Consider the following 13,917-nt stretch of genomic DNA (forward strand, 5'->3'; position numbering starts at 1 on the left):
TCGAAAAGGAGAAAATCATGGCAACCCCAACTTTCGAAGACCGCATGTCAGCAATGAAGGCAAACCGCGATGCACACCAGATGAACTCTGGTCTGTACCACGCCAACATCAACGTGCTGGACAAGTCCACCCTCGAGGACGCCGTTGAGCACCCAGAGAAGTACCCGAACCTCACCGTTCGCGTCTCTGGCTACGCTGTTAACTTTGTCAAGCTGACCAAGGAGCAGCAGCTCGACGTTATCTCCCGCACCTTCCACCAGGGTTCTTAATCATGGCTGATGGCGTTACTGGTGTTGTCACCCTCTCTCCGGAAGAAGGAGAGCGTGTCCGCGGCGTAGCTGCGGGCCTGGGAGATAATGCACAACTCGATGACATTACCCGCCCGGAGCTCATGGAGGCGCGCCGTACCGGCGATATCGCCCTCGTGCACTCTTGGGAGCTCGTGACCGCCGTCGATGGCCCAGGAACCCGCATGACGATGTTCATGTCCGGATGCCCACTGCGCTGCCAGTACTGCCATAATCCAGACACCTGGGAGATGAAGACCGGCACACTGGAGCGGGTCGAGGATGTGGTCAAGCGCATCAAGCGTTATAAGCCCATCTTCCAAGCTTCCGGTGGCGGTCTGACCATCTCCGGTGGCGAACCCCTCTTCCAGATTTCCTTCACGCGCCGCGTGCTTAAGGAAGTCCACGATGCGGGTATTCACACCACCATCGATACGGCTGGGTACTTGGGCGCGCGCTTGCGCGACGAGGACCTAGACAATATCGACCTCGTGCTTCTCGACGTCAAGTCGGGCGACGAGGAAACTTACCGCAAGGTCACCCAACGCCAGCTCCAGCCAACACTGGATTTCGGCGACAGGTTGAACAAGATAGGTAAGCCGGTATGGATCCGCTTCGTAGTGGTGCCTGACCTCACGGACTCGCCAGAGAACGTGGAAAATGTGGCCAATATCGTGGCTCGATGGAAATCTAACGTCGAACGCGTCGAGGTCTTGCCCTTCCACAATATGGGCAAGGACAAGTGGGAAGGCCTAGATATGACCTACCAGTTGGCAGACACGAAGCCGCCAAAGCCGGAGGACGTGGAGAAAATCCGCGACGTCTTCCGCTCGAAGGGCTTGGAAGTCTACTAGCCTGGGAGGGCATGACCGACTACCGCCGCTTTGGCCACACAATTAAAGAGCACCACCTAGAAGTCCCGTGGGATTATTCCAATCCCCACGGGACTTTTGGGCTTTATGCCCGCGAAATCATCCCGCCCGGCGGAGAGGGCCTGCCCGCGTTGCTTTACCTCCAGGGCGGGCCTGGTTTCCCAGCACCCCGGCCGCTGACACCCACGGGGCTTATTGGCAAGGCACTGGAGCGGTACCGCGTGATCCTCATGGACCAGCGCGGCACCGGCCGATCGCACCGCATCGATGCATTGAGCCCGGCCGCGGAGCGCACCGCAGCGCACTTGGCGTTGCTGCGCCAAGATAATATCGTCCGCGACGCCGAGCGTTTGCGCGAGCACCTCGGCCTGGAGAAGTGGTCACTTTTTGGCCAATCTTTCGGTGGCTTCTGCATTACCGCCTACCTATCCCAGGCGCCCGAGCACATTGAGCATGCATTTTTCACCGGCGGCATCCCCACGCTGAAGGGGGCAGACGATCTCTACCGCGCCACTTTTAGCAAGCTCAAGGCCCGCCAGCAGCGTTTCTACCGCGAATTCCCGTGGGCCCAGGACCGTATCGAGGAGATCATCTCCCACTTGGACAATTCGGATGAGTGCCTTCCCACCGGAGAGCGTCTGTCCTCGCTGCGGTTTCGCACCATCGGTATTGAGCTCGGCCGCGGCACCGGTTTTGATTCGCTGGCTTATCTGCTGGAAGAGCCTTTCCGCACCGTGGCAGGGGAGAAGCGGCTGCGCGGCGATTTCTTGGTGGATGTCGGCCAGCGCGTGAGCTTTGCAGACGGCCCGCTGTATGCCGCTATCCATGAGTCAATCTATGGCGGCGCCGGTGGGCAGGCCGTTACTCATTGGGCGGCGCATCGTGTGCGCGAGGAATTCCCGGAGTTTGCGGAGTCCGGCACGTGGTTGACTGGCGAGCATATCTTTCCCTGGCAGTTCGACGAGGACCCTGCTCTGCACGCGTTTGCCGACGCCGCCCACGGCCTCGCCCGCCACGAATTCTCCCCGCCCTATGCGCTCGGTGAGGTGCCGACCACGGCCGCGGCCATATATGTCGATGATATTTTCGTTCCGCTCGAAGAATCCTTGGCTACCGCCGCCCACCTGGGGGACCTGCGGCCGTGGATTAGCAACGAGTTCCAGCACAACGGCATTCGCGAAGACGGTGCGACCATCCTGGGCAGGCTTTTTGCGCTTATCGACGATCACTAGCGTTTCGCTATTTCCTATGCGAAAATATTGGTGATTGTCACGACATTTAGGGAGATATTTTGATCGCCACCATAGTTATAGTCCTCATCCTGTTGCTTATCTTGGGAACCCTCTTTGATGGCTATTTCATCGTTCGCACTCGCGAAGCTGCCATCTTGGAGCGCTTGGGTAAATTCCAAAAGGTGGCGCATGCTGGCCTGCACTTCAAGATGCCGTGGGTAGACCGCGTACGCGATAAAATTTCGCTGCAGGTGCGCCAGCTGGATGTGATGGTGGAGACCAAGACCAAGGACAATGTCTTCGTCCAGATCCCTGTGGCCGTGCAATACGAGGTAGTTGAAGGCCGAGAGCGCGAGGCATATTACATGCTCTCCAACCACGAACAGCAGATTGTGGCCTACGTGCAGGATAATGTTCGTTCCTCCGTGGCGAATATGGACTTGGATGATTCCTTCTCCTCCAAGGACACCATTGCTCGCAATGTTGCGGCTTCCCTGCGCGATAATATGGCCGAGTACGGCTGGAACTTTGTCAACACCCTGGTTACCGATATCCGCCCCGATTCCCGCGTGCGCGAGTCCATGAACTCCATTAACGCGGCGCAGCGTGAGCGCGAAGCGGCCGTCGCCCAAGCAGAGGCCGAGAAGATCCGCGTGGTCAAAGAGGCCGAGGGTGCCGCCGAAGCAAAGAAGCTGCAGGGACGCGGCGTTGCGGACCAGCGCAAGGAAATCGTCGAGGGCATTGCCCAGCAATACGAAATGCTTCGCGACGCCGGCGTGGAAGAATCCCCCGAGGCGCTCATGCTGGTCTCTCAATACCTTGACGCGATGGTCGATGTCTCCCACAACGGCCAGGCCTCTGTGCTGTACATGCCCTCCAACCCGCAGGGCATGGGTGACCTCTTCAGCGGCATGCGCGACGTGCTCATGGCCAACCGCGCCCTCGACTCCGCCGAGGGGGCGCCTCAGCACCGCCGCCCGCAGCCGCACAAGCCATCCCGCGCCGAGGAAATCGAGCGCGAGTCCAAGCGTCAGGCAGAGCGTGCCAAGCGCGAAGCCATCGCTGCCTCCCAGCGTGCTGAGCAGGAGCGCTCCGAGCAAAATCGCGGTGAGCAACAGGCGCAGCAGGGCCAGCACTCCACCGCGCAGCCCCAGGCTGCCCGCGAGTACTTCCAGCAGCTGCGCGACCAACTCAAAAACGAGGACTAGCCCTGAGCATCGATAACCTCTTTGACGCCTATACCGCCCAGCGCGGTATTACCCGCCGCGCAGAAGTTGTACCCGACCACGAGTGTCAGATTTTCCCCGCCGAGACCAAGGCTGCCTCACAAGTCGATGCCTTAAACGCTGCCCGAAGCCTCGTTCACGACGCCCTTTCTGCCGACCAAGAGCATGAGTCCCAGCGCGACGGGGACAATTCCGACAACAAGTAAGTAGGTCCGCTCCGCACCCGCCGAGGAAGGGTCATACAGCGTCGACAGCGTTCCCGCTAGCGAGGTTCCAATGGCCATGGTGAGGAAATACAGCGCGGAAAAGCGCGTCGCGTACGCTCGCGGCGCGTGCGCGGCCGATGCCGCCATACCCACCGGCCCGATAAATAGCTCGCCGAGCGACATCAACAAGATGGTCACGGCCAACACCACAAATGGCGTTGAATTTTCTCCGCCCCCGACGAATGGCAACAGCACAAACATTCCGGAACCTGCCACCATGATGCCTACGGCCATCAGCACACGCCGCGAGCATGCCCACCGAGACATGCTCGCCGCCAGCGGTAGGGACAATGCCAGGATGAACAGTGGATTGAGCGATTGCGTCCATGCCGCCGGAATCTCAAACCCGCCGACCATGCGGTCTACACGTTGATCCGAGTACACGGCTAGCACCCCGTAAATCTGCGGCTGGAGAGTCCAGTAGGCCGTCGAGCAGAAAAAGAGCGGGATATACGCCAGAACCTGCTTCCGCTCCGGCACGCTGACCCGCGGGGATCGCAGCATGCTGGCGAAGAGAGCGAGGGCGGCCGCGATCGTCGCAAAGAGCAAAAGCATGGCGAGCTTGTCTGGTGGGACCGTCACCGCGACCGCGACGCTGCCCACTACAGCCACCACAGCTACCGCCGCGGCCTTGCCTGGCGCGGCAGTAGGGTTGGGAGGCCGGGTATCGAACTCCGTGACTACCCGCTGGCGCAATAACCCGTAGAAGACACACCCGCAGCACATGAGGCCTGCGGCTGCGAGGAAACCGGCATGGTAGCCGTGCTTTTGTGCCAGCCAGCCCGTGAGCATCGGTCCGAGTAAAGCGCCGATATTTATCCCCAGGTAAAAGATTTGAAAAGCCCCATCCCGTGCGCCGGCTGTGGGAGGAAAAGCCGCGCCCAGAATGGTAATTGCCGCCGTTTTAAGCAGCCCTGAACCCAGCGCAAGCGGCAACAGTCCGGCCACGAGGCCCGCCATACCAGGCACCAAGGACAGCGAAAGGTGCCCGCACATGAGCAGACTCGCGCCGGTAAGCAACGTGCGTTCGGCACCTAGGAGCCGGTCGCTGACCCACCCGCCAACGAACGTGCACAGGTAGAGCAGACTGCCGTAGGCACCGACGAGCGCCGTGGCCTGCGCCTGGTCCATGCCGAGTCCGCCGGAGGTGGAATAGAGATAGTAGGCGAGGATGGCCTGCATGCCGTAGAAGCTAAAGCGCTCCCACATTTCAATTCCGGCGATTGCTGGCAAAGCCACCGGTAAACGCCGAATTGAACGATGTTTAATAATTGTCATAAAAGCACTATAACGGCCGAAAGTCTGTGATAAACCTAAAATCATGGATATTTCAGCGGAGGACATTGCCGCTCTCGACGCACGCCACATTTGGCATCCCTACGCCGAGCCAGGCGAGCCCACGCTTGTGGTGGACTCGGCCGCCGGCGTTTATTTAACACTCGCGGATGGCACCACGCTTATCGACGCCATGTCTTCCTGGTGGGCCGCCGCCCACGGCCACAGTCACCCACGGCTCAAGGCGGCAGCGAACGAACAAATCGAGAGGGTGAGCCACGTCATGTTCGGCGGACTCACCCACGAACCGGCTGCGCGGCTTACTCGTAACCTCATGGAATTAACGCGTGGTGATTTTGAGCAGGTCTTTTATTCCGATTCCGGATCTGTATCGGTAGAAGTAGCCATCAAAATGGCACTGCAGTATGCCCGTGGCGCAGGGCACCCAGAGCGCACCAAGATGCTGACATGGCGATCGGGGTATCACGGCGATACCTTCGCGGCGATGAGTGTGTGCGATCCCGAAGGCGGCATGCACTCGATGTGGACCGGTACCTTAGCTCAGCAGATTTTCGCCCCGGCGCCGCCCACTCGCGGGGCTAGCCCGGCCGAGCGCGCGAACTATCTGCGCGAGCTGGAAGCGTGCATCACGGAAGAAGTTGCGGGGCTAATTATTGAACCTGTAGTCCAAGGTGCGGGTGGCATGCGCTTTCACGACCACGAGCTGGTCCGCGGGGCCCGAGAAATCTGCGACCGCCACGGTATCGTGCTGATCGCGGACGAAATCGCCACCGGGTTCGGGCGAACCGGCGAACTTTTTGCCACCCAAGCCGCTGGCGTTGTGCCAGATATCATGTGCGTTGGCAAGGCGATGACCGGCGGTTTTATGACCATGGCTGCCACGCTCGCCACCGCGAAGGTGGCCGTGGGGATGCGTCCGCGCGCGCTAATGCACGGACCAACATTTATGGCTAATCCACTCGCTTGTGCCGTTTCGGCCGAGGCAACTGCGCTCATTTTGGAGGGCAATTGGCGCGAGCAGGTAGCCGGCATCGAAAAGCAGCTGCAACGAGGGTTTGAGGGCCTGTCCGAGGAACCTGGGGTAGCCGACGTGCGCGTACTTGGCGCCATAGGTGTGGTGGAAATGGAATGCGATGTAAATATGTCCGCAGCGACGGCCGCAGCCGTAGCCCAAGGTGTGTGGTTACGTCCGTTCGGCCGGTTGATTTATATCATGCCGCCGTTTATCAGCACCGCAGATGAAATAGCGCAAATGTGCCGCGGCGTGCGCGCTGCGGTGGCAGGAGGACGACAGTGATAATTTACGTGACGGGGACGAATACTGACGTCGGTAAGACTGTGGCCACGGCCGCGCTCGCCAGCGCGTTCAAGCAGCGCGGCCGCGAGGTGGTCTACGCTAAGCCACTGCAGACGGGAGAGCCGGAAGGCAAGGGGGATGCGGCGACTGTCGGCAAGCTTGCGGGGGTGGAGATAGCAGAGATGGTGCGCTTTCCGGAGCCGCTGGCGCCGAATCTTTCTGCGCGCCGGGCCGGCATGGGCCAACCCAGCCTGCAGGAACTTAAAGAATGGATTGCCGCCCTTGACGCACCCGGCCGTGTGGTGCTCGTGGAAGGCGCCGGCGGGCTCCTCGTGCGTTTAACGGACGCCTATACGCTTGCCGACGTCGCCGATAAGCTCCTCATCGTCACCTCCCTTAACCTAGGAAGCCTCAACGCGGCCGAGCTGACCGTGCGCGAGGCACAACGCCGTGGAATTGAGGTGCTCGGGCTAGTTGGCGGCTCGCTGCCGGCCGATCCGGACTTGGCTACGCGCCTGAACCTGGAGGAGATGCCGGAGGTGACAGGCTGTACGTTTTGGGGCAGCCTGCCGGAGGGCATGGCGCGCATGGCACCGGCCGAATTCGCTCGGGTAGCCGCGGAAGTCTACGCGGACTTTGTCGAGCACGCCGAGTAGCGCTACCTCGCAGAGGCAGCGCTAGCGGACCCAACGAACCTTGCCATTGACTCGGGCAAGGCGCCCACGCAGCGGCGGGGCATTCGGATCATCTTGGTTGACCCCGTTGTGATACGGGCAGCACACCGTGAGGTTGTCCATATTGGTCAGTCCTCCGTGCTTCCAAGCCTTCAGGTGATGGATCTGGGCCTTGTCCGCAGGGTGGTTGCACGGCGGCCACGGGCAGGTAGGGTTTTCGGCCGCGGCCATCTGCCGCTGTTTCTCGGTGGCGTAGCGCGAGGTGCGATACAGGTTGACGGGGCCTTTAACGGGATGGATAAGGGTGGCTAGTCCGTGCTCGGTGAAGGTGCGCTCGACCAACTCGGCGCCGGTAATCGTGGCGCCATTAGTCAGCCGCAGGGTGACTTCTTCACCGTCGCCGTCCAAGATGCGGTCCAGCGCGTTGAGCGGGATGATGACGTTGGTTGTGGTGCGCGCCGAAGGCGCACCCGTGCCGCGAAGGAGATCGCGCAGGGAATCGAGTGGGCGCGCGGGGTCGAGCGCGGCGTCAAACTCCGCGAGGAAGGCCGAGGGGGCGGTAATCCGCATGGTCCAGGGGCCATTCGGGCGGCGAAGGAGCTGGACCCCTTCGCGGGGCGGCGTGCGGCGCGGGCGGAGGTCGCGCAGGCGTTGCTTGGCGCGGCGGGCGATTTCAGAGGCGGGGCCTCGCAGGCGGCACAGCTCTACCCGCAAGTTCCACGCATCGCGCTGTGTGCGCACGCGGGAGACATATTTTTCAATCAGCTTGAGCGTTATGAGGTCATGGTGGCGAGCGGCCGTGGTGGCGTGGCGTTGCTTCCGGCTGAAGCGGGTTGGGCCGTAATAAACTGCGGCAAGCGCGCGGAGGTTGCGAGCTTCTACATCTGGTAGACCCAGCTCGATGAGGGCGCGCTCAGACATGCCGCGGGCCTCGGCGAGGATATCCATCGCCGAGGCTATGTGGGAGGCATAAGCCTTCAGTGCGCTCATGGCCGCAACTCTAAACAGGGCCGGCAGTAGAACCGAGTCGTAGACGGCCGCAGCTGTGGATAGCTTGTTTAAGTGTCAACTGCCTGCGGTGGGCGGAAGTGGCACAAAGGCGCGAAACGAGCGCGCTTTAGATCGCTACCACCGTGCTAGAAAGGCCCCCGGATCGCGCGCAGTTGCGCAATTGCACCGTACGGCCAGGCTGTGGATAAGGAGACCGGCCCGGTCAATGCGTTCGTCACTGCGCTGGACGACGCCGCGCTAGTTTAGGCCCTTCATCACGCGGGCGACGTGGCCGGTGGCCTTGACATTGTAGTGCGTCTGGCCGATGGTGCCGTCCGGCTCGACCAAGAAGGTGGAGCGGATAACGCCCTGGACAACCTTGCCGTAATTCTTCTTTTCCCCAAACGCGCCGTAGGCGGTCATGACGGACTTATCCGGATCCGACAGGAGCGGGAAGTTCAGCTCATGGTCCGCGCGGAATTTTGCCAGCGCCTCTGGCTTATCGGGCGAGATGCCTACGACGGCAATATTGAGATCATTGAGCTGCTCCAAGGAATCACGGAAATCGCAGGCCTCCTTGGTGCAGCCCGGGGTATTGGCGCGGGGGTAGAAATAGACGAGTACGCGTTGGCCTGCGTAATCGGCGAGGGAAACGGTGTTTCCGGCGTCGTCGGCAAGCGCAAAGGCAGGGGCGGTATCTCCAACGTTCAATCGGTTTTCAGTCATGGTTCCCACCATACTTACCGGCCGGGCTGCACGCTTTTGCACCGGCGGGGTAGAATGAGCCCGTTAAGAGCGAACCTAAGTTAAGAGGAGAACTTCGTGGCACGCAATATTGAAGACATTCAACGCGATATCGAGCGCACTCGCCGCCAGCTGGCCGGCACCCTGGACGAGCTTGCGCAGCGCAGCAAGCCGCAGAACTTTGCCAACGAGGCCAAGACCGCGGCTACCGATAAGCTGCAGGACCGCAACGTGCAGATGGCCCTTGGCGGCGTCGGCGCCGCTGTGGTTGGACTAATTGCTTTCTCAGTCTTCCGCTCTCGCCGCCGCAAGAGCGACTTGAAGGAGCTGCAGCGCCTGCTGTCCGAGCGCCACTAATTACTAATTAAGGAAGTCCCCGCACACCGCGGGGACTTTTTTCGTAGGCTGGGTTGGGATGAAGACACCAATCCCTTTTTATTTGCAGGAAATCCTCAATAAAGTGCGCGATAATCGCGACGGCACCGTGGCGGATTATATTCCGGAGTTGGCTAAGGCGGAGCCCGAGTACCTCGGCGCCGCGATGTGCACCACCACCGGCCACGTATATTCTGCGGGCGATGATGAGGTGGAATTTACCCTGCAATCCCTGTCTAAACCGTTTGTTTACGCGCTGGCGCTGCAGGAGCTCGGCCTTTCCGCGGTGCGTGAGATAGTGGGCATGGAGCCTTCGGGGGAGGCTTTCAATGAGCTTTCGCTCAACCGTGATGACCACCGGCCGGTCAACCCCATGATCAATGCGGGCGCGATTGCGGTCACGCAGTTGATTAATGGCGTGGATTCGGAGCCGGCCGCGCGCGTGGAGCGGCTGCGCACCTATTTCTCCCGGTTGGCAGGCCGCGACTTGCTTATCGACGACGCCATGCGCTCCTCCGAGCTCGATGTCAGCGAACGCAACCTTTCGCTAGCGCACATGCTGCGCAATTACGACATCATCCAGGACGAGGCACACGATGCGGTCTCGACGTATATCGAGCAGTGTTCGATTGTGGTGACGGTGCGGGACTTGGCCGTGATGTCGGCAACTCTGGCCAATGGTGGGGTGCAGCCGGTAACGGGAGACAAGATTTTGGATGCGGACGTGTGCCGACTGACGCTGTCAGTGATGAGCTCGGCCGGCATGTACGACGGCGCCGGCCGGTGGATGGCCGAGGTGGGAATCCCGGCGAAGTCGGGTGTTTCAGGTGGCCTCTTGGGCACGCTGCCCGGCCAGCTGGGTGTGGCGACGTTCTCGCCGCGGCTGAACAAGGAGGGCAACTCGGTGCGCGGGGTGGATGCGTTTAAGTTGTTGTCGAAGGATATGGGCCTGCACCTAATGTCTACGGATGAGCGCTATGGCGTGAACCCAGTGCGCAAGGTGGAGCAGGATGCCGAGCTGACCGTCATCTATCTGCAGGGCCTGATTAACTTCAACGCGGCCGAGACCATCTTGTACGAGCTGATGGAGTCGGATTTTGGCGAAGGCACGGTGGTGCTCGAGCTATCGCATATCACCGGTACGAACCGCATGGGCCGGCGCATGCTGAAAGAGGGGCTGCGCCGAATTCGCGAGTCCGGCTTCGATATCGCCATCGTGGATCCGGATGGAGAGCTGGAAGATCGCACCATGTCGGACGGCACCGAGGTGCCCAAGGGCGAGCCGGAAGACTATGCGATCAACGGTGAACCCGTTTAGGTTTGGGTTACCTTACTTAATCAGGTTAGGATGTCCTATGTAAGGCCCTTCGCGTTAGCCGCGGGGCATCCAACGACCAAGGACTAAAAATGGCTCATACTCCCCTTAAGGTGATGGCGGTTGTGGCGGCGTCGGCAATGGCGCTGGTCGGCTGCGGTGCGGCCGAGGAAGTAACCGGCGGAGCAAGCGACGATGCTGCCTTCTCTTTTACTGATATCACTGGCCGTGACGTGGAACTAGATAAGGCTCCCGATCGCGTGATTTTGGGGGAGGGTCGATCGATTTTTGCCACCGGTGTACTCGACCCCGATAATCCACTGGACAAGGTCGTTGGCATCGGTACAGATCTCAAGCAGAACGTGCCGGATTACTACAAGGCGCTGGAAAAGGAACTGCCGTCCGTAAACGAGGTTCCAGAGATTGGCGGCTTTGCCAAGGGCGATGTGACCGTGGAAAAACTCGTGAGCCTAGACCCGGAGCTCATTGTGCTCTCGCTGGATCAATACGATGCCTCCCGCGAAGCGGGCCTGACCGACAAGATGGACCAGGCTGGTTTGAAGTATGCAGTCACCGACTTCCGCCGCGACCCGCTGGAGAATACGCCAAAGACTATGGACATCTTCGGCGAGATCTTTGGCCAAGAGGATCGCGCTGAGGAATTCAACGCGGATTGGCAAGAGACGGTGGATCTGGTTGAAGACCGCGCAGAGAAGGTAAAAGATAAACCAAAGACCTTCGTTTGGAGAGCAGCAGGTGTCTCCGATTGCTGCGGTTCGTGGAACGATTCCAATATCTCCCAGCTGGTCAACGCGGCCGGCGGCGAGAATATCGGCGATAAAGTCATTCCGGGCGAGTCCGGCACAATCACCCCGGAAAAGGTCCTGGAATCTGACCCGGATATGATCATCGCCACCGGTGGCGATTGGTCCGAGATGAAGGACGATGAAGGCCACCCTGTCGGATACGCTGCAGTGGGCTACGGCATTGATGAAAAGGAAGCCAAGGGCAGCATCGCGAAGCTGCCGGAGAAGCAGGCTGGCTTCGATAAGCTGCGTGCGGTTAAGGAGCACCACCTGCACAGCATGTGGCACCAGTTCTATGATTCGCCGTTTAACTACCTGGCACTGCTGCAGGTGGCGGAGTGGATCGACCCGGAGGCGTATGCCGATATGGACGTCGCCAAGCAGTGGATGGATGCGCAAGAAAAGTACTCGCCGGTCTCCGGCGAGGGAACCTTCTTTAGCACCAACTAATGCAGGGCGCAGAGGTAGCCGCCCTCGCGCGGCAACATAAGAAGTTAACCTGGCAACGCATCGGCATCGTTGCGGGCCTGACGCTGATTGCGGCCGTGGCCTTTATTATCAGCAACTTTGTGGGCGCGATTGATATCAGCCCGGCCGAGGTCATGAAGGGCATCGTGAATCCCGCGGGGCTGGATGACCAGACGCGCACGGTGCTGTGGCAGCTGCGCCTGCCCATGGCCGTGATGGCCGTGCTCATCGGCACGGCCCTGTCTTTGGCTGGCGCGGAGATGCAGACCATCCTCAATAACCCGCTGGCTGAGCCTTTTACCCTCGGCATTTCTGCGGCCGCCGCGTTTGGCGGCGCCACCTCCATCGTGCTCAAGTGGCAGCTGATTGCGCAGCCGCAGTTCAACCTGGCGCTGATGGCGTGGCTTGCTGCCGCGGTGGCTACGGCCATTATTGTTATCGCGGCCGTTATCCGCGGCGCGAAGGCGGAGACCATGGTGCTGTTGGGCATCGGCTTGGTGTTCTTCTTCCAAGCTATGCTGGCGCTCATTCAGTACCAGTCCTCGGCCGAAGCGCTGCAACAGATCGTCTTTTGGTCCATGGGCTCACTTACCCGCGCCAATTGGGCGGCCAACGGCGTACTGGCCGCCGTGCTGATTATCGCCCTGCCCATCCTATGGGCGCTGGGCTGGCGCCTTACTGCCTTGCGGCTTGGCGACGCCCGCGCTACCGCCATGGGAATCAATACCTCCCGTCTGCGCGTTGTAGTGCTCATCGTAGTTTCGCTCGTTGCGGCGACCACCGTGGCCTTCGCAGGCATCATCGGCTTCATTGGCTTGGTGGGCCCGCACATCGCCCGCATGCTGGTGGGCGAGGACCAGCGCTACTTCTTGCCGGCCTCCATGGCGGCGGGCGCGGCCGTGATGTGTGCCGCGCATGCGGTGAGTCTGATGATTAAGCCGGGCCTGGCTATTCCTATTGGCATTGTTACTTCGCTTCTGGGCGTGCCATTCTTCATTGCCATCGTTATGACCCGAAGGAGGGCCCTGTGGACGTAGAACTGACTATTTCCGGGCTGAGTGCGGCCTATGGCAAGCACCGCGTGCTGGAGTCTGTGGATGTGGAAAAACTCCACGGCGGGCAGCTGGTGGGATTGTTGGGGCCGAATGCCTCCGGCAAGACCACGCTCATTAAGTCCCTGGCCGGCGTGCACCGCGGTTGCGACGGAGACGTGGATTTCCGCGTCGATGGCACGGCCCCGCGCGGCAAGCGACGCCGCCAGCTTATCGGCTACGTGCCACAGGACCTTACGAGCACGGCCGCGCTGCGGGCCTTTGAAGCCGTGCTGATTTCCGCGCGCCGAGAGGCCTGCGAAGACCCGATTACACGCACGGGTGAGGTGCTGCACTCCTTGGGGCTGGACGCGATTGCTTCGCGCTACCTCAATGAGCTCTCTGGTGGCCAGCGTCAGCTTGTGGCGGTGGCACAGATGCTGGTGGGCAATCCAGGCCTCATACTTCTCGACGAACCCACGTCCGCCCTCGACCTCCATCACCAGATCTTTGTCTTGGATGAGGTCCGTGCCAAAGCGCAGCGCGATGGCAGCCTGGGACTTGTGGCCATCCATGACATCAACCTGGCCGCGCGCATGTGTGACCAGCTGGTGGTGCTTAAAAAGGGTCATATTCGTGCTCAAGGTAGCCCTGCGGACGTTCTCACGGGGGAGCTCGTGGAAGGCGTGTATGGGGTAGAGGCGGACGTCGTCCAGCATGGCGGCGCTCCACTCATTGCCCCGTTGCGGGTGAGATAGCACAAGGCCGGGTAATCGCCCGGCCTATTTTTATTAGTTTTAGTGGTGAGCCATCAGGCATCTGGTTTCTTGGCGCCGTGAGCACATAAGTCATGTGCGGCGCGGTGACAAGGACTGGCTCATAAAAAGAAAAATCTCGAGGTGCCGTTCTAAGAACAACGCCTCGAGATTCGTATTGTGCGCCATCAGGGAATCGAACCCCGAACCCACTGATTAAGAGTCAGTTGCTCTGCCAATTGAGCTAATGGCGCATTGTTGACTTCCTGCCGTGTGGCTCTCT

14 protein-coding genes and 1 tRNA gene are annotated in these 13,917 nt (G+C 60.6%); 11 read left to right on the forward strand and 4 right to left on the reverse strand.

The window, feature by feature from the left end:
* Positions 1-17 precede the first annotated feature (17 nt).
* From grcA2 to WMP97_RS02055, 4 genes are read left to right on the forward strand one after another with little or no spacing between them, the layout of a single operon-like run.
* Positions 18-269, forward strand: coding sequence for an autonomous glycyl radical cofactor GrcA2 (gene grcA2, locus WMP97_RS02040; RefSeq protein WP_005323969.1), 252 nt, complete (start codon positions 18-20; stop codon positions 267-269).
* Positions 270-271: 2 nt separating this feature from the next.
* A complete protein-coding gene (gene pflA, locus WMP97_RS02045) occupies positions 272-1,141 on the forward strand; it encodes a pyruvate formate-lyase-activating protein (protein ID WP_049360991.1) in 870 nt (289 codons plus the stop codon).
* An 11-nt stretch (positions 1,142-1,152) separates the two neighbouring features.
* Positions 1,153-2,391 (forward strand): alpha/beta fold hydrolase, encoded by a 1,239-nt coding sequence (locus WMP97_RS02050; protein ID WP_340439690.1) that lies wholly within the window; start codon positions 1,153-1,155, stop codon positions 2,389-2,391.
* 59 nt (positions 2,392-2,450) lie between these two features.
* A complete protein-coding gene (locus WMP97_RS02055) occupies positions 2,451-3,599 on the forward strand; it encodes an SPFH domain-containing protein (protein WP_200288698.1) in 1,149 nt (382 codons plus the stop codon).
* A 131-nt stretch (positions 3,600-3,730) separates the two neighbouring features.
* On the opposite strand, the gene WMP97_RS02060 is transcribed toward WMP97_RS02055, so the two are convergent.
* Positions 3,731-5,161, reverse strand: a complete 1,431-nt coding sequence (locus WMP97_RS02060) for a peptide MFS transporter (protein ID WP_239204931.1) — start codon at positions 5,159-5,161, stop codon at positions 3,731-3,733.
* 43 nt (positions 5,162-5,204) lie between these two features.
* Between WMP97_RS02060 and WMP97_RS02065 the strand changes: the two genes are divergently transcribed.
* On the forward strand, positions 5,205-6,476 hold the full coding sequence (locus WMP97_RS02065; protein WP_239204933.1) for an adenosylmethionine--8-amino-7-oxononanoate transaminase: 1,272 nt from the start codon (positions 5,205-5,207) through the stop codon (positions 6,474-6,476).
* Entirely contained in the window at positions 6,473-7,132 is a 660-nt protein-coding gene (gene bioD / locus WMP97_RS02070) for a dethiobiotin synthase (RefSeq protein WP_239204935.1), read from the forward strand. The genes WMP97_RS02065 and bioD overlap by 4 nt, the downstream gene beginning before the upstream one ends.
* A gap of 21 nt (positions 7,133-7,153) precedes the next feature.
* Here the strand turns inward: bioD and WMP97_RS02075 are convergent, their stop codons facing one another.
* Together WMP97_RS02075 and bcp are read right to left on the reverse strand one after the other, a co-directional pair.
* Positions 7,154-8,140, reverse strand: a complete 987-nt coding sequence (locus WMP97_RS02075; RefSeq protein ID WP_301732119.1) for an HNH endonuclease signature motif containing protein — start codon at positions 8,138-8,140, stop codon at positions 7,154-7,156.
* A gap of 258 nt (positions 8,141-8,398) precedes the next feature.
* Positions 8,399-8,866 carry a thioredoxin-dependent thiol peroxidase gene (gene bcp, locus WMP97_RS02080; RefSeq protein WP_150851338.1) on the reverse strand — a complete coding sequence of 156 codons (468 nt, stop codon included), beginning with the start codon at positions 8,864-8,866 and terminating at the stop codon, positions 8,399-8,401.
* 96 nt (positions 8,867-8,962) lie between these two features.
* Here bcp and WMP97_RS02085 point away from each other — a divergent pair, with 96 nt between their 5' ends.
* From WMP97_RS02085 to WMP97_RS02105, 5 genes are all read left to right on the forward strand, one after another.
* On the forward strand, positions 8,963-9,241 hold the full coding sequence (locus WMP97_RS02085; RefSeq protein ID WP_005323988.1) for a DUF3618 domain-containing protein: 279 nt from the start codon (positions 8,963-8,965) through the stop codon (positions 9,239-9,241).
* A 58-nt stretch (positions 9,242-9,299) separates the two neighbouring features.
* Positions 9,300-10,577, forward strand: coding sequence for a glutaminase (locus WMP97_RS02090; protein ID WP_340432280.1), 1,278 nt, complete (start codon positions 9,300-9,302; stop codon positions 10,575-10,577).
* An 89-nt stretch (positions 10,578-10,666) separates the two neighbouring features.
* Positions 10,667-11,830: an ABC transporter substrate-binding protein gene (locus tag WMP97_RS02095; RefSeq protein WP_340439691.1), complete on the forward strand. Its 1,164-nt coding sequence runs from the start codon at positions 10,667-10,669 to the stop codon at positions 11,828-11,830.
* Entirely contained in the window at positions 11,830-12,885 is a 1,056-nt protein-coding gene (locus WMP97_RS02100; protein WP_023027896.1) for a FecCD family ABC transporter permease, read from the forward strand. Before WMP97_RS02095 ends, WMP97_RS02100 begins: the two co-directional genes overlap by 1 nt.
* On the forward strand, positions 12,876-13,637 hold the full coding sequence (locus WMP97_RS02105) for an ABC transporter ATP-binding protein (protein WP_340439692.1): 762 nt from the start codon (positions 12,876-12,878) through the stop codon (positions 13,635-13,637). Before WMP97_RS02100 ends, WMP97_RS02105 begins: the two co-directional genes overlap by 10 nt.
* A gap of 178 nt (positions 13,638-13,815) precedes the next feature.
* Here WMP97_RS02105 and WMP97_RS02110 read toward each other — a convergent pair.
* Positions 13,816-13,888: transfer RNA gene (locus tag WMP97_RS02110), tRNA-Lys, on the reverse strand.
* Positions 13,889-13,917 lie beyond the last annotated feature (29 nt).

This window comes from Corynebacterium sp. KPL4072 (assembly GCF_037908395.1).
Taxonomy (GTDB): Bacteria; Actinomycetota; Actinomycetes; order Mycobacteriales; family Mycobacteriaceae; genus Corynebacterium; species Corynebacterium kefirresidentii.